At 35.0% G+C, this 17881-nt stretch carries 10 protein-coding genes; 9 read left to right on the top strand and 1 reads right to left on the bottom strand.

What is annotated here, in order from left to right; translation table 11 throughout:
* The first annotated feature begins 2 nt into the window (after positions 1-2).
* The 7 genes from DDZ16_RS13675 (at position 3) to DDZ16_RS13645 (ending at position 11564) form a co-directional block, all read left to right on the top strand.
* Complete coding sequence (locus DDZ16_RS13675) at positions 3-3821, top strand: ATP-dependent DNA helicase (RefSeq protein ID WP_109265049.1); 3819 nt, start codon at positions 3-5, stop codon at positions 3819-3821.
* Between the two features lie 3 nt (positions 3822-3824).
* Complete coding sequence (locus DDZ16_RS13670) at positions 3825-7067, top strand: type I restriction endonuclease subunit R (RefSeq protein ID WP_109265048.1); 3243 nt, start codon at positions 3825-3827, stop codon at positions 7065-7067.
* Positions 7067-7741 (top strand): M48 family metallopeptidase, encoded by a 675-nt coding sequence (locus DDZ16_RS13665; RefSeq protein ID WP_109265047.1) that lies wholly within the window; start codon positions 7067-7069, stop codon positions 7739-7741. Before DDZ16_RS13670 ends, DDZ16_RS13665 begins: the two co-directional genes overlap by 1 nt.
* A gap of 22 nt (positions 7742-7763) precedes the next feature.
* Entirely contained in the window at positions 7764-8225 is a 462-nt protein-coding gene (locus DDZ16_RS13660; RefSeq protein WP_109265046.1) for a hypothetical protein, read from the top strand.
* 138 nt (positions 8226-8363) lie between these two features.
* Positions 8364-8741 (top strand): (deoxy)nucleoside triphosphate pyrophosphohydrolase, encoded by a 378-nt coding sequence (locus tag DDZ16_RS13655; RefSeq protein WP_109265045.1) that lies wholly within the window; start codon positions 8364-8366, stop codon positions 8739-8741.
* Positions 8742-8745: 4 nt separating this feature from the next.
* Complete coding sequence (locus DDZ16_RS13650; RefSeq protein ID WP_109265044.1) at positions 8746-10560, top strand: DNA/RNA helicase domain-containing protein; 1815 nt, start codon at positions 8746-8748, stop codon at positions 10558-10560.
* On the top strand, positions 10545-11564 hold the full coding sequence (locus DDZ16_RS13645; protein ID WP_109265043.1) for an HNH endonuclease: 1020 nt from the start codon (positions 10545-10547) through the stop codon (positions 11562-11564). The genes DDZ16_RS13650 and DDZ16_RS13645 overlap by 16 nt, the downstream gene beginning before the upstream one ends.
* A gap of 338 nt (positions 11565-11902) precedes the next feature.
* Here the strand turns inward: DDZ16_RS13645 and DDZ16_RS13640 are convergent, their stop codons facing one another.
* Positions 11903-14665 carry an Ig-like domain-containing protein gene (locus tag DDZ16_RS13640; protein ID WP_109265042.1) on the bottom strand — a complete coding sequence of 921 codons (2763 nt, stop codon included), beginning with the start codon at positions 14663-14665 and terminating at the stop codon, positions 11903-11905.
* Positions 14666-14899: 234 nt separating this feature from the next.
* On the opposite strand from DDZ16_RS13640, the gene DDZ16_RS13635 reads away from it, so the two are divergent.
* The gene (locus tag DDZ16_RS13635) at positions 14900-15655 is read left to right on the top strand and encodes a LytR/AlgR family response regulator transcription factor (RefSeq protein ID WP_109265041.1); all 756 of its coding nucleotides are present in this window, start codon (positions 14900-14902) and stop codon (positions 15653-15655) included.
* Positions 15642-17741, top strand: coding sequence for a sensor histidine kinase (locus DDZ16_RS13630; protein WP_109265040.1), 2100 nt, complete (start codon positions 15642-15644; stop codon positions 17739-17741). Before DDZ16_RS13635 ends, DDZ16_RS13630 begins: the two co-directional genes overlap by 14 nt.
* Positions 17742-17881 lie beyond the last annotated feature (140 nt).

The raw sequence follows: 17881 nt of genomic DNA, 5'->3' as shown, positions 1-17881 counted from the left end.
TTATGAAACACAATCCATGTTACATACTAAAACATTTATCAGTTCGTGTTCCCTGGCACGATAATGCTTGGGATGGAAGTATTTGTAACAATCCCAAAAACAATGGAGCATGTCTCATACTAAAGAACTGCGCATTAAACCGGGATGATGAGAAAGAAGAAAAACTAGCCGGCAAATCATTAAATGAGCTTGATGAGAAAGATTATCCTGTATGTATCGGAGAAAGAGCAACATTTATGGCCCCTTTTTCTATTCAAAGAACATTACATCATCCTTATGTTGAGAGCTCGCCCTCAACCCATGGGCATTTAAAAGACACGAGGGTTACACAACCTTCTTTTTCCGCATCAGCAGTACCCTACCATTGGATGCTTAAAGAGAATGCTAAGGATAAAGCACAAACATTTGATTTAAATTACGATGAATCCAGAGAACCTACTCTAGATTGGGCTTCTAATGGAAACGATAACTGGGTGCAGGAAATAAATAACCAAAAGGCTTTGCTAAACTGCTTTTTTGAACATCTTCAGCCCGAAGCATCATTAATTTTCTTTTATGCCAAGCAGGTTCCATTTGTTGAAGATTCCGGAAGGGTTTTAGCCGGGGTAGGAAAAATAAAGAAGATTATTCCTTCCGAAGCATATAAGGGAAGTAACAATCGTTTCGGTGCAGCCTATTGGGAACATATGGTTTTACATACAGTCCGCCCTAAAGGTAACCATGGTTTTACACTTCCCTATCATGATGCAATAGATTATCAGAGCCAACATCCTGATTTTAACATAGCGGATTTAGCTGTAGTAGTTCCAAATGACAAAAGGTTTGAATTTTCTTATGGCACAGAGCATGTGAGTAACGATAGTGCAATACGGGTATTACTGGAATGCATTAAGTCTCTGGAAAAAGCAGAAGAATTGGGTATTGGAGAAAATCATAAACAAAGCATCCAATGGATTCATAATGAAATTGCCCAATTAGAAAAATTAAGAGGGGTTTATCCGGGAATGGGTTCAGCGCTTTGTGCTTTTGGTATTGAAAAAGGTCATTTTGTAGCTGCCAATATCATCAATCAATTACAAGATGAGAATGAAAATCCCTGGGCCCTTTTTGAAAAAGCATTGGACAACCCTGAGGGGATATTATCAGAAACCATACATGCACTAATTCCATTTAACACAAAAAAACTGTATAAGCGGTTAAACGCTAAATCAACTCCTACACGCATTCAATTTTTACATTTAATTAGTCGTTTTGATTTAAGTATTGAACAAGCCATAGCATTATATATTGAGGAAGAAAGAGAAGCAATTGGCGTAAAAAGAAATGATGACGAGTACCTTGAAAATCCCTATTTAATATTTGAAGATTTACGCCATACCTTAATGCCTGTTGCATTAAGTACAATTGATTTAGGGATGTACATCAAGAATGCCCCCGACAATCTTCTCCCAAATAATTTACTGCTTGATGACCCTTTTGAAATTAATCGAATTAGAGCATTAACAATTCAACAACTAGAATTGTCAGCGCTCCAAGGACATACATTGTTACCTCGTAAAGAATTAATAAAACAGATACGAGCCTTATCTCTCAGTCCTGAATGTGCCATTAATAGTGATTATTTTGAATTAGCCGAGGAATGTTTCGAAGGTAGCATCGTTTTTGAAGAAATGAAAAATGGAGATTCGGCATATCAGCTAAAACGATTGTCTCACGCAAGGAACATTATAAATCAAAAAATTACAGATAGAGTTAACGGCAAAAGATTGTCGTTAGATGCTGATTGGAGAAATTTAATCGACAATGCATTAAAACCATTTACTGAAGGACAGCCAGACGAGCAGGAACTGAAAGCCAGGAAAGAAAAAGGTGCGTCTTTAAAAGAAATAGCTGAAAGTCGATTTTCTGTTCTCATAGGCCCGGCAGGAACAGGTAAAACAACACTTTTAACAATCCTTGCTACCCATGAAGAAGTTGAAAACAATGGTGTATTATTATTGGCTCCAACAGGAAAAGCAAGGGTTAGAATGGAGGATATTGCCAAAAACATACAAGTTACCGCAAAAACATTGGCCCAATTCTTATCTGCCTATGATAGATACAATGCTGAAATTCAGCAGTATGTATTTTCCCAAAGATATTGTGATGAAAAATATGATACTGTCATTTTAGATGAAGCCTCAATGCTTACTGAGGAAATGCTTGCAACCACCTTGGATTGCATAAAAGGGGTAAAACGCTTCATTTTAGTTGGCGACCACCGTCAACTTCCACCCATTGGTGCAGGTAGACCCTTTGTTGACATTATCCAACACTTAAAACCTGAAAACATTGCAAATGCCTTTCCAAGGGTGGGGAAAGGATATGCAGAACTCACTATTAAACGACGTCAGGGGGGCTCAAAAAGAGAAGACTTACAACTGGCCGAGTGGTTTAGTGGCGAAGCATTGGAACCAGGTGCAGATAGCATCATAAATCAAATGTTAACGCAACCCAATTCAAAATACTTACGGCTAGAGCACTGGGAAACTGAAGCTGATTTCGAGACAATATTTGAAAAAGTTTTAGTTGAAGAACTTGATTTGGATTCAATTGAAGACATACAATCCTTCAATCAATCACTTGGCTCAACAGATGGTCGTTATTTTAATAATAGTTATGATGCGAATTATTTTAAAATTGAACCCTCTGTAAATAAAATTGAATCATGGCAAATACTCTCACCCATAAAAGAAAAATTATTTGGGGTAAAAGCAATTAATAGGAAGATTCATAAGCTTTTCCGTGTTAAAAAAGTGGAATATGCAATAAAAGGCGCGAAGAAAAGCTTTTATAAGGATGGGAAATTAATAGAATACCAAGAAAAGAAACTCCCAAAACCAGTTGGATTAGAACAAATTGTATATGGTGACAAAGTATTAAACCTCGGGAATCACCATCGGGATTTTGTAAAGCCCAAAGAGGATTCACTAGCATATTTGGCTAATGGTGAAATAGGTATCGTTACTGGGCAGTTTAAACGTAAGAAGGCCAAATTTAAGGGACAACCTCAATTTGTGGAGATAGAGTTTTCTTCTCAAAAAGGATTTACTTATTCCTTTACTTCAAAGGATTTTAAAGAAGAAAGTGATGTGCCAATTGAACTAGCTTATGCACTAACGGTGCATAAAGCACAAGGCAGTGAGTTTGGAAAAGTATTTCTCGTAGTTCCAAATCCATGTTTTTTGCTTTCAAGAGAAATGCTTTATACATCTCTCACACGTCAAAAAGATAAGGTGATTATACTGTTTCAAGGAAATGCTTTTGATATTAAAGGATTAGCATCCCCTTTAAAATCAGACACACTTAGCAGGATAACAAATTTGTTTGTAAAACCAGAATTAGTGGAGGTTGAAGGGAATTATTTAGAAAAGAACCTAATTCATCAGGCAAGCGATGGTAAAATGCTTCGTTCGAAAAGTGAATTATTAATATATCAAAGGTTGTTGGATAAAAATCTTAATCCGTTGTATGAAAAGAAATTAACAATAAAAGAGGTTGAAAAACTCCCTGATTTCACCATTGAAAATGAGGATTCTGGTGAAGTCTATTTTTGGGAACATTGTGGAATGCTGTTTGACGAAGAATACAAAAATCGTTGGGAAGAAAAATATCAATGGTACATAGAAAATAATATTCTTCCATTTGAAGAAGGTGGTGGAGAAAATGGCATTTTAATAATAACAGAAGATAAAGCGTCAAGAATGGAAGATGGAAGCTTACGAGGTGCGATTTCGGTTAAAGAAATTGATGAAATAATAGAGAAAGTTTTTAAGAAATAGCATATGATACTAAGTAACGATAATAAATACCGGGGCAATTTAGGTACTACCCTAACACTAGACGAATACAATCATGTGGAAAAACCTTTTATGGAACAGCTCATAGATTTGGGCTGGGATAAGGGTGAAAACCAGGTATTGGAACTAAAAATGCAACAAAGCCCCGCAGATAGTTTTCGCTCTTCTTTTTCAGATGTTATATTGCAGCCTAGACTTCGCAATGCACTCAAAAAGATAAATCCATTCCTTACTGAACCACAAATAGATGAAACAGTCCGTAAAATAAGCACATTCGACAAAAATAGTCTGATTGAAAATAATCAATACGTACTTTCTAAGTTACTTGAAAATACTAGAGTTTCAAAAAACGAAGAAACAGGAGAGCTAAGCCCTACTGTTCGATATATTGACTTTGAAAATATTGAAAACAATATTTTTACCGCTATTTCCCAATTTAAGGTTAGCGTTACAGGTACCGACCATCATATTATTCCTGATATTGTTTTATTTGTAAATGGTTTGCCTTTGGTTGTTGTCGAAGCTAAATCTTCAAAGGTTAAGGAGCCTATCCCTGAGGCAATTGACCAATTAATGCGTTACTCTGAACAGCGAGGCGACACCGGGGAAGGAAATAAAGAATTGTTTTTTTACAATCAATTTCTAATTACTACATGCCGTACAGAAGCAAAATTTGGAACCATTACCACCCAAATAGAAAAATATTTTTACCGTTGGACTGACCCTTACCCCAAAGATGTAAACGATTTAAAGCATGGAAAATCATCGCCTAATGATCAACAACGTTTGGTCGCAGGTATGCTAGAACCAAAAAATCTTCTGGATATTTTACAAGTCTTCACTGTCTTTAAAACAGATGACAAAGGCAAAAAAATAAAAATTGTCGGTCGATATCAACAATTTCGTGCCGTAAAACTAGCCACAAAAAGGTTAATTGAAGGTAAGACTCCAATCGAAAGAGGTGGTATTATATGGCATACCCAAGGTTCGGGGAAATCACTTACCATGATGTTTATGGTGCGGGAAATGAAATTACATAATCATTTGATGCCTTGGAAAATCATTTTTGTTACAGATCGCACCCAATTGGAAGAACAGCTTTCGGAGACAGGTCAAAGTATTGGGTTTACTATTAAAGAGGCAAAAAGAATAAATCCTGACCAACCCAATCCCAAAGGTAATAGTTTAAAAGAACTTTTATCAAATGATAACTCGGATTTAGTCATGGCAATGATCCACAAATTTCAAGAAAATGGAGAATTGCCGAAAACCGATGACCTAAAGGCTTCTACAAATAATCTATCCATATTTCCTGAATTAAACACTAGTTCAAATGTGTTGATTATGACTGACGAAGCCCACCGATCTCAATATTCAATTCTAGCAGCTAATTTAGATCATGCTTTACCTAATGCCACACATATTGGTTTCACAGGAACTCCAACAGATAAGGCAGAGAAAAAATACAAAGATTATATTGACAAATACACCATGCGCCAATCTATTGATGATGGTGTTACCCTTGAAATTGTTTATGAAGGATTTACTCATAACGCTGAGGTAAGAGACAAAAAAGGGATGGATAAAGAGTTTGAAGACGTTTTCAGTGAGTATAATTTAACAGAACGGCTTAAAATACTCGGTTTTGGTTCTCGTGACGCTTATCTAGATAGTATAAATACCATTCGGGAGAAAGCTAGAAAAATGATTGACCACTACGTGGAACAAATATTTCCAGGGGGGTTCAAGGCACAGATTGTTGCCAATTCAAGAATTGCTGCCGTACGATACAAAGCAGCAATTGATGAGGCTATGAAAAAGAAGATTGCAGAGCTTAATGAAAAAAACATAATGAATCTGAGACCTGAACAAATTGAAATACTGAAGCAAATGGAAGCAGCGGTTGTAATTTCAGGTAGTCATAACGATTCAATTGAGATCAAAGCATATACAAATAGAAAATATCATAACCGAAGTATCAAACGATTTAAATTACCGTTTGGTGAAAAAGATGAAGAAGATGATTCAATTAACGGTAATGTAGGTATTGTAGTTGTTAATAATATGTTGCTTACAGGTTTTGATGCTCCAATTGAACAAGTGTTATATCTCGACAGAGTAATTATTGCTCATAATCTTTTACAAACAATTGCAAGGGTTAACCGTGTTGGCCCGGAAGGTAAAGACAATGGATTCGTAGTAGATTTCGTTGGTGTTGGGCATCATTTAAAAAGAGCATTAGACACTTATGCAGAAAAAGAATTAAAGGAAATAGTTGATTGCATTTCTGATGATGAAGCTGAATTAAATGAATTGATAAAAGCCCATAACGATATTTGGGATTTCTTAAAAAAACAAGGAATGGAGGACTTATCAGATTCTGACGCATTCTTTGATATTTTTTACGATGAAGATATTCGTTTCGAATATATCGAACTATACAATAAACTGACATCATGCTTTAATACTGTATTGCCAAGAAAAGAGGCACTGGAATTCTTGCATGAGTGGAGGGCGTTCACAGAAATAAATGATTTAGCCAATAAACATTTAAGAGATGATCGATTTAGCATGAAAGGCATTCCTCCAAAGTTAAGAAATATCGCTGATGAGTATCTTCTATCAAAGGGAATTGAGCAAAAGGTTGCTCCTATTTCCATAATTGCAGATGATTTTCAAAAACATGTAAAAACAAAAAAAAGAGAAAAAACCAAAGCAGCAGAAGTAGAACATGCAATTAGGCATTATATTGACATCAATATAGATGAAGACCCGGAATTATTTGCTTCTTTTTCTGAAGCTTTAGACGAAATACTAAAAAATTTCAAAGGAAACTGGAAAGTTATTTACGAGGAACTTGAAAAATTACGAGAAAAGATAAAAAACAGGGAAAAGGAAAAAACATTTGGTTTGGACAGGAAAAAGCAAATGCCTTTTTTCAGGATTTTTAAATCGGAATTATTTGAAAACAGGGATTTGAATGAAGATGAAATTGCACACAATGTAAATCTAACACAACATGTTTTTAATTTGGTATCAAGAGAGATTCGATTAGCAGGGTTTTGGGATAGTACACCATCCCAAGCAAAACTAAAAGGGGATTTGCAGAAACTTCTTCTTTCTCCTGACTTTAATAAGTTGCCAAATATAATCTTACGCAAAAATGAAATTATCTCAAGAATAATGGAATTGGCAAAGACCAATCATTTTAAAATAATTCAAGATTAATGCGTTTCGAGTACGAAGTAAAATATAGCAAAAGAAAGACATTAAATATCACTGTTGAACGTGACAGGAAAATTATTGTTCGGGCTCCTGAAAACCTGAGTTCTGAAAAAATAGATCAGATTGTTTACAAAAAGCGGCAATGGATAAAACAAAAATTAGGTCATGCTCAAAAATATCCTGTCATACCTGAACAAAAAGAATTCATTTCAGGTGAGACCTTAATGTATTTAGGAAGAAACTATCAACTTTTAGTTGTTGATGAAGAATTTAAAGGGATTGAGTTTAATCAACGGTTCAGGATTTCCAGAACAAATCAAACAAAGGCAAATTCTTTATTCAGGAGTTGGTATTTTGAGCAAGCTAAAAAGAAAATTAAACCATTAGCTAATCAACATGCAAATAGTCTTGGTGTAAAATACAATGAGTGTAAGGTTTCAGAAATGAAATACCGCTGGGCCTCTTGCACTCCAAACAATAATATTATTTTTAACTGGAGAATTATAAAAGCTCCTATGTATGTTGTGAATTATTTGGTTGCGCATGAATTGGTTCATTTAATTGAAAGCAATCACACACAGAAATTTTGGAATATTCTTTCAATTCAGGTGCCCAATTATGAAAAAGCCAAAAATTGGTTAAAGAAGAATGGGTATTTATTGGAAGTGGATTTTTAGTAATTGAAAAATTATGAGAGCTATGAAAAATCAACCTTTAAATTCAGACCAAAAGATTATTTTTCAAAAGTTTTGTAACGTTTTTCTTCCCCCAACCAATAACAAGAGAAAATACAAAAGCAATGAACTAGACTATGTCTCTTCCTCCTTAAATCGTGTTTTCTATCAAAACTTTGGATTTAATCTTTCAAGAGACCATGTACGAGATAATTTCATTGAAATGGGATATCAAATTTTCACCAAAGGAGGGGTTTGGGATCCCGATGAAAAAAAATTCAAACCCTCTGCATCCAGCACAATGGTTAAAGTGGTGGCACCTCAGGCGGATCCGGAAACCCTCTATACTTACTTTAACATTAGTCCTACAATGATCAGTAGTTTAAGGAGGACAACAGTCAAATTACAGCAAAACACAAATGAGTCTAAAAGAAAAGAAATTGAGGATTTAAAAGATAAAATCCGAGAATTTGCTGAGTCGATTTAAATAAAACATTCAATCGACTTGCATCGCATAGTACACCGGTAACTCTTTTATGGCTATTGGAATTGAGTCGGTATTTTCTGTTTCGGATGCGCAAATTATCATAAACACAGACAGATAGAATTCATTACCCAATAATTAATGATAACAGTAACAGCAGCAATTATTCAAAAGGGAGCAAAAATCTTAATTACACGTAGGGCTCCAGGTAAGCATTTAGCAGGATATTGGGAGTTTCCTGGTGGCAAACTTGACCAAAATGAGACAGAACAAGAATGCCTGGCGAGGGAAATTCAAGAGGAATTAAATATTACAATACAGGTTGATGAATTCTACAGGGAAAACATTCACCAATACGCAAATAAACAAATCCTTCTTAAAGCCTTCAAATGCTCCCTTGTTTCAGGGGATATTATACTTCGAGACCATGATAAAATGGCCTGGATAAATAACAATGAATTGACTAATTATGAATTTGCTCCAGCAGACATCCCTATTGTAAAAGCATTACTTGAGTAACCAAATGGAGACAACTGTATATTCCTTAACCCAGTTTTTGGCTGTGGATGTAGCGACATGGGGTGAACGGTTAAAGCAACACCATTTAAAATGCATGCACGAAGTTGCTTGCTATTCACAACGAAAAGCGTGGTTTGATTGCTTCAATATATTACGCGAGCAAATAACTTTGCTCAATTTGAGCGATGATATTTTAGATGGTTCCTTTATCATTTTTGAATATGAGTTACCTCGTGAGCGTGGTCGTCGCCCTGATGTAATTATTATAAGTGGGACTAACCTATTAGTATTAGAGTTTAAAGGTTATGGATCGGAGGATCAATCACAAATTGATCAAGCAAAACATTATGCTCGTGATTTAAAGTCTTATCATGCGGAGTCACATAAATTAAGAGTAATACCGTTTTTAGTGTTGGCTGGAGGGTCCTCAATCCAAAGAAGTAAAGAAGGTGTTGGTATCGTTTCCGGCGAAAATCTACACAAAGTCTTAAAACCTCATATTTCCGAAGCTTTTTCTAATATTGAAACTTGGTATAAAAGTGAATATGCCCCTCTCCCTTCACTAATTCAATCCGCTAAGCTATTATTTAAAAAAGGCCATTTCCCACAAATAAAGCGCTCTAAAAGTGCTGGAATCCCGGAGACCTTAAATCGGTTAGGCGCTCTGATGAAACAGGCAAAGAACGATCAAAACCATCATCTCGCACTTATCACAGGGGTCCCTGGGGCAGGTAAAACCTTAGTTGGTTTGCAGTATGTTTTTGAAACAACTCAACATAAAGAAGGTCAGGATGCGGTATTTCTCTCAGGGAACGGTCCTTTGGTGAGAGTCCTTCAAAATTCGCTAAGAAATAGAAATTTCGTGCAATCTGTACATGGTTTCTTAAAGCAATATGCACATTCAACTCAAGTTCCTCGAGAAGATGTGATCATATATGATGAAGCACAACGTGCATGGGATGCTGAAAAAGTATCAAATTCAAGACGGGACGGGAATAACTCAGAACCTTCTGATTTCATTAATATAGGCAATAAGAAAACCCATTGTTTGTTGATCGCTCTCATTGGAGAAGGTCAGGAGATATACCTAGGTGAAGAGGGTGGTTTGCAGCTCTGGCAAGAAGCTGTATCCAATTCTTCCCTAAACTGGCATATCCATTGTCCACAACATATTAAAGATATTTTCCCAAATAATGAAGTTAATATAGTAGATAGCTTTAACTTAAGTACTTCTTTAAGGACTCATCAAGCTTTGACTCTTCAAGGGTGGGTGCAAGCCTTATTAGAAAATAAAATTGATCAGGCGAGAAACATGTCTTCATCACTATTTGAGGAAGGCTATCCACTCTATATTACTCGCAATCTGGATGAGGCCAAAAACTACTTACAAAAACGTTATGAAAATGAACCCAATAAGACGTATGGATTAATCGCTTCATCAAAAAATCAGATACTTCATCATTATGGTGTTCCAAATGATTACCGCTCAACAAAGTCATTTGGTGTAGAACAATATTACGTAGAGGCATTTAATCCCTACTACTGCAGAACATTCAAAGGCGTCGTGACTGAATTTGCGTGTCAAGGGTTAGAATTAGACATGCCTCTCTTAGCCTGGGATACAGATTGGATCTATAAAAATAATTGGATGAATAAAACTACGATGAAAGGTGCTAAAGATCCGGATTTATTGCGTATGAACAGTTATCGAGTATTGTTAACACGTGGTCGGGATGGAATTGTTATATACATACCGGAGCATAAGGAATTAGATCAAACTTACCAAGTCTTGATAAATTCTGGATGCAGACCACTATGACTTTGGGTAAATTTAATTACGGAAATGAATTAGAATTTAATCATAATAAAAAATTAAGTATGAATATTTACGAAGAACTAAAATTAGGCAACAGGTACTCCAAAACTGATCTTGCTAACAAATTGGACCAAGAGAGTTTAAAAACAAGTAGAGAAGGTTTATATCATTCCAAAAATGATAATTCAACACTTTTCTTCGTGACCCTAAAAAAACAAGGAAAAGAGGATCGGTTACATTATAATGATTTTTTTGAAGGAGAATTTTTTCATTGGGATTCACAGACAACTCAACACATAAATTCACCCAAAATACAGGAGATAGTAAATGGTGAGAGAACAGTTCATTTGTTTACTCGTATCGAAGAAAAGATAAAAGGGAAAACACAACCTTATGTGTATTGTGGAAGATTACAATATGAACAATATGAGGAGGGTACATCTAATCCAGTCCATATTGTCTTCCGAAGCTTGGACTACGAAGACAATACACTTAATGAGGATTTAAGAGAAATATACCTTTGGAAGCCTAATAAAGTAGGGAAAAGCACACAATCGAGAATTGACAAAAGCAAAGTTGTATCTGAAGAGAGGAAAAGAAATTATAGCAAACCTGATGAAACTGCACGTAAGGGGTTAATTACATCGAGGGTAGGTCAAGGATATTACAGACAACAAATAATTGAAAAATGGGGAGGTGTTTGCCCGGTTACAAAGTGCGATATTCTTGAAATCCTAATCGCGTCGCATATTGTGCCTTGGAATGAGAGTAGTGACGAAGAAAGATTGGACCCGGAGAATGGTATTTTATTAGCGCCTCATATCGATGCGTTATTCGATAAACATCTAATATCTTTTGAAGACGACGGAACTATTGTTATTAGCAATAAGATTCAAAAACACAATTATGAAGCTCTGAATATATCACATGATTTAAAGCTTGGTGTGAGCGAAAACATGAAAGGTTATTTAAAGCGCCATCGGCAAAAAATGCAAGAGAAGGAATAGGATTTTAGAGTTTTTTCAAAAGTTATGATATTGAAAAACTACAAAAGGGACTTTAAAAAAGTGTACTAGCTAAGACTTACTCTGACAGTTGAGAATTCAAAGAGTTTTTTTGCATTTCAACTGTCAGGTAAAGTTCAGGTTAGTAAATAGTATAAGAGACTTAACAAAGCCTCTTATACTAATAAGCCTAATATTTATTTAGTCGTAATTCACATCCGGATTTACCAAAAAATTTATTTCTACTTTACCTCAACTATGATAAAGCCCTATTTCTTTAAACTTCAACATAAAATTCATTCTATCAGACTAAAAAAATTTCTTTTTCAGCATGCACCATGCTAATTGTTTCCTGCTTCTATTCCATCAAGATTCAAAAATTGCAAGCCTTCGATAGCTTTTCCTTTTTCTTCATTTTCAGGAAATTCATTCTCAACTTGGACAATATCGGCCTCAACCCAGCCAGATTTCAGGTCTGATTTGTCGATAATATAAGCTCGAATTGCTATATGTCCTTTTTTGAGCCAAGCCTCATTCCCATAACTATCAATAAAAAGACTTGTGTAATCCCCTACATCACTATCTTTAGCGTCAATATAAATAGGTAGCCTATAAGAATTTTTTGACTTTATAGATACATAAAACTCTTTTGTAGTAACAGTCTTTGAAACATTATATTCTTCCCATTCATTATACCCTGGAATGGCATTTGAAAGTAAAGTAAAGGTTGTGCCTGATGGGAATTTTATATCACTTGAATTTATTCTTGACTCTCCATTATATAGAATATCAAATCTAGAATAAGAGCTACTATTTGCGAAACTAATTCTAACTGCAGTGAGTTGAACATCGCCCCAACCATAAGGCACTTTAAATCTTACAATAAAATATGTATTACTTGCTGTAGAATATGCGTAATCATTACTTCCAAATGATCCATCATCATAATAAAGATAACGAGGTTGATTTAAATATTCATCGGTTGTAAATGAAACCTGATTGCCATAAGCAACTCCTTTAGAATTTTTAGCCCATGCCCTGACATAATACCTTGTTTCGGATTGCAAATAGGATAGGGTACTAGTAAAATCCCCAAGTCCAGAACCAGAAGTTGTCTTAGAATCATTAATCGTAGGACTACCTGATTTATTCCAGCAAACTCCTCTGGAAGTAATAACTCCACCACCGTCGTTTGTAACATTTCCTCCACAAGTAGCCTCATTATGCTTAATACCTATCACATTTTTCGTCGCGACAGTTGGAAGAAGTGGAAGTATGGTACATTCCAAAACAGCACCAAAGCTAACTCCCAACGAATTCATTGCATAAGCCCTCATATAATATTTTGCTCCAGGGGTCAAGTCCATGATCTTAGTACTATAAGTCCCTTCGCTATTTCCGTTTTCTATTTTATTATCATCCAAGGTCGGATTTCCAACACTATTCCACACAACTCCTTTTTCAGTAATCGCACTTCCATTATTAGAAATAACTTCTGAATTTACAATCACACTTGAAGAAGTAATGTCTGTCAAAGATAAAGTTGACACTTCTGGTTTATCAGCCGATGTTGTAAAGTCAAACTGTTCACCATAAGCAGTACCAACCTCATTAACCGCATAAGCTCTTACATAATAACGGGTTGCCGGCGACAGAGAATTCAATTGACTCTGAAATAACCCAATTCCGGTCCCATCACTTGTTTTAAAATTTGTAATCACAGGATTTTCTGTTGTATTCCAGCAAACTCCCCTTGAAGTAATCTCAGCCCCTCCATTATTTAATACTTCTCCCCCTGAGATTGCACTTGAAGATGTTATACCAGTAATAACTGAGGTTTTTAGTTCGGGTAAAACCGTTTGGGTTTCAAATTGCCATAAAGCGCCATAGGAAACACCAACTTCATTAATGGCATATGCTTTTAAATAGTAGATAGTTCCTGGATCTAATTCTTCCATTTGAGCACTGAATGCTCCATTTCCTTCACCACAAATAATTTTGTTATCCAAAACTGAAGGACTATCTGTCAAAGCCCAACATACACCCTTTTCTGTTACAGAAGACCCATAATCATTAATAACTTCGCCATAAATATTTGCAGAATTGGTAGTGATGTCTGTAATATCACTTATTTCAACTGATGCAACTGATTTTTTTGTTCTAAACTCTTGTATCTCTCCATATGAAGTTCCTAGTGAATTGGTAGCATAAGCTCTGACAAAATAAATTGTATTCGGTACTAAATTTTCCATTGACGATTCAAATTCATCAATCCCAGTTCCATCATTGGATTTTTCATCAGAAAGTGATGGTTCTCCAGCTGTATTCCAGCAAACACCCTTAGCAGTAACTTCAAGACCCCCATTTTCAATAGCATTCCCGCCGCAAACAGCAGAAGAATCTGTAATACCAGAAACAGGGGCAGTTGTTATTGTTGGTTTCAGCGCATCGGTAGTAAATGATTTTTCTTCTCCGTAGGATACCCCTTTTGAATTAATTGCGAATGCCCTTGCATAATAAGTAACACCAGGATCTATATCATTAATTTTCACTGAAAACTTTCCAGCAGTTTTATCTGATTCTAGCTTATTACTCTCGACCGTAGGATTTCTGATTGAGTCCCAACAAACACCTAAAGATGTAAGCTCGGAATCCCCTAAATTAATTAATTCACAATTAACCAACGCTGAACTATCTGTGACTTCTGATATACTTAATGTAAGAATATTAGCATATTCCGCTTCAATTCTTATACTAACTTTATCTTCGGCTGTCTCAGATTCATCATCATAAGCAATTGCTGTAATATCGACTTCTCCAGAAGAAAAATCTGATGATTTTACATTTGTAGTATAAGGTTCCCCCTCAAAAGTTTGAAAAAGGAGTCCATTTATGTAATATTCCACCTTGCTAACAGTACCATCCTTATCATTACAATTTGCCCTTATTGTAAATTCATTCCCATATTTTACAACAAACCCATTCTCAGGTGAAGTAATATCGCATGTTGGTTTTTGATTAATTTTTTGCTCATCTTTTTCGCAATTAATCATTACAACTGGTAATAAAACCAATAACAAAATTACTAACCAGGATTTTTTCATCTTTCAAATTTTTGAAGTTATAAATATGAACTATATCAACTATTTCGTTTCTATCATATTTTATATCGTAAATTTCAAGACAATTATTTAGTTTCCAACAACAATAGGCAATCATTTAACCTGTCAGCAATTTCCTTTAACCAACAATCAACCTTAGTTAACCAAAGAAATCTGCAGAGAAAAAATATTTTAGATATATTGGATTAATCCTTAATATGATAACCTCTTTAAGACATGTATAAAGTAATTATTGCTGACGATGAAATAGGGGCCATCGACCTAATTGAAGAGTTACTCAAACCTTTCAAAGAATATGAAGTCATTGCAAAGATTGACAATGCAGCTAATATCATTCCCAAAGCCATTGAATTAAAACCAGATTTGCTTCTTCTGGATATAAACATGGGCAGTTTTAATGGTGTAGATATTCATCAGGAAATACTAGCCACTCATTTAAATGCACAAGTAATTTTTTGCACGGCACATACAGAGTTTGCTATTGATGCGTTCAATTGCCAGGCTTGTGATTATCTATTAAAACCAATATCCCTTTCCAGACTGTCTCAGGCTCTTGACCATTTCAAAGAGCACTTCATTGCTGGCAAACAGAACAATATCGCTCAGAAGAAAAAAGATAGAGAGCTTCTAAGATTTAACACTTTAGATGGCTTTTTATTAACTAAAACCAGTGATATAATTTGTCTTGAGGCCGACAAAGAATACACCTCCATTCGCCTCAGAGACAACAGAGTATTACACATTTCTCAAAACATTGGAAAGTTGGAAGGGCTGCTTCCCTCCAACTTTCTCAGGATTTCTAGATCAGGAATTATCAATACCACTTTTGTTTCTGAAATATCCAGAAAGAAGAAAGTATGTTTGCTCCGGTGGAATAACCTTGAGTACAATATTTCTTTGAGTAAACCTGGTTTTGAAAAATTAAATAATATCTTCCCTATCCCAATGGAAAAGAAGTATGAAAAGAACTAATTCAACCTGGCTTTTCGCTATGGTAATTTCAATTCCAATCTCTCTTATAATCATAGCCATTCAACCAATAGATTTTGATGAACTTAAGTTTTATGTACAATCTAAAATCATTACTGACAAAGCCGATTTCCCAAGAGTAATATATGAAGATCTTAACAATGATTACTTTAGTGAGAAAGTTGAGTTTAGAAAGGATCCATTTTCTAAAAAAGCTTGTCTTTTGATTCAATCAACAACTAACCAATTCAAAGATCAAATAAATCTTAAAGGTTCCATAGATGAAGTTAATAATACATTATTAGTTGGGGATTTATTTAAGGATGCCTTCAAAGATGCTGCAGTAGTCACAAGAGAAAAAGATTCTTTATTTCTGATTTTAGTCGATATGAATCTTGATTCCACTGGATATCACATAAAAGATCAACAGCATGAAGTTTTTCTGGACACCATATGGGAAAACAGATATGGAGAATATGACTATTTGGTAGATATCAAGTTGAGGGATACTGATAAAGATGGATATAATGAAGTTTTTGTTTCTTTATTGGCTGGATTTTCTGTTTTCCCGAGACGTTTATACAAATTCGATATTACAAAAGGTAAATTATTCAGATCCAACACTGACGGAGCATGTGGCCATTGGAATTTAACATTCTCTGACTTGGACAAAGATGGAATAGAAGAAGCTATAGGGGTTATGCCATCGAGATGGAACATCTCCGATACATCCAAATTCCTTTACCATGACAAGGATGCCTATCTGATGGCCTTTGATTCAAAATTAAAACACTTCTTTAAACCAATACGGTTTAAGGGAATATACTCCTCCCTACAGCATCAAATCATTGAACGTAAAAACCAGAATCTCATAGGCCTTCTGAATAACTCAAGATTAAAAAACATTGATAATCAAACTCTTTTTATTTGCAACAATAAAGGTCAGATTATTGCCCAAAAAGGCTTCAAAGAAAAGAAAAACCTTATTCGTTATAACCTTCTCGCTTCAATTAAAGATTCTTTATTAAACGTTTTTGACCGTGCGACAGGTGAAAAAATTTCATTCTCCGTAAACCTTAAGAAGATAGATAAATTTAAACTACCAACTAGCGGTCGTTTTTCAAAAATCAAACTAAAACTTAATCCTAAAGGAAAACTAAACACATTGTTTTTTAATATCAGTAAGGGAGAGTATTATCTCGAATACAATGAAGCATTTCATAAAATCCCTGAGATCCCCCCTTTTATTGCTAATACCAGTTCGTGTTCAGTCAAAGAAAATGGGCCAAACCAACAATGGAATGATCTCGTTATTTATCACGACGGCACAGAACATCTAATTAAGATTGCGCCCACGGGCTATTCCTGGGCACAATATCCTTTTTACACGGCTATATGCATCATACTATTTTCTTTTGTTTTCCTGTTGCTAAATTATCAAAGGAAACAGGTTGAAGCCAGGTATCAAGAAAAAGAGAAACTAAAAGAACTTGAACTAAGATCCGTCTTCAGTCAGCTAAATCCCCACTTCACTTTTAATGTTTTAAACTCGGTAGGAGCTTCTATACTAATGGAAAATAAAGAAATTGCCTATAATCAATTGATAAAGCTCTCCAATATTATCAGGTTTATCCTGGTCAAAGCTAAAGCACAATCTCTAATGCTAAAAGAAGAAATTGAATTTGTAGAGCAATATCTATCAATTGAAAAAAACCGTTTTGGAGAGAAATTAGAATACACAATTGAGCTAGATGAATCAGTTGACATGAAAATCGAAGTCCCCAAAATGATCATCCAGGTATTTGTTGAAAATTCTTTGAAACATGGAATTTCTTCTAAACTAGAAGGAGGCTCAGTGAAAATATCCATTTCACCAAAAAACAACAATCCTTTAATTACAATTGAAGACGACGGAATCGGCAGAATTAAAGCAAAGCAAAACAATACTCATTCGACCGGAAAAGGAATTAGAACCATTACGGAATATATTGAATTATTTAATAAACAAAAAAACAGGAATATCAATTTCAAAATTGAAGATGGTTCTTATTCAGAAGGCTTCGGTACACGGGTTTTGATATCTCTTTAAATTTACAAAGAAACTTCCAAAAAAAGTATAAAATAGGTTTGTACACCTCTGCAGTCATTCTTATTTTCGCATTGGGTTAGAGTTAAGGTTGAAGGGCTTGTCGGAATGCCGGCAGGCCTTTCTTTTTTCTTAATATCCGG

The sequence above is a fragment of the Marinilabilia rubra genome, from assembly GCF_003121985.1.
GTDB classification, from domain to species: domain Bacteria; phylum Bacteroidota; class Bacteroidia; order Bacteroidales; family Marinilabiliaceae; genus Marinilabilia; species Marinilabilia rubra.
This window is presented reverse-complemented; position numbering and strand designations above follow the sequence as displayed.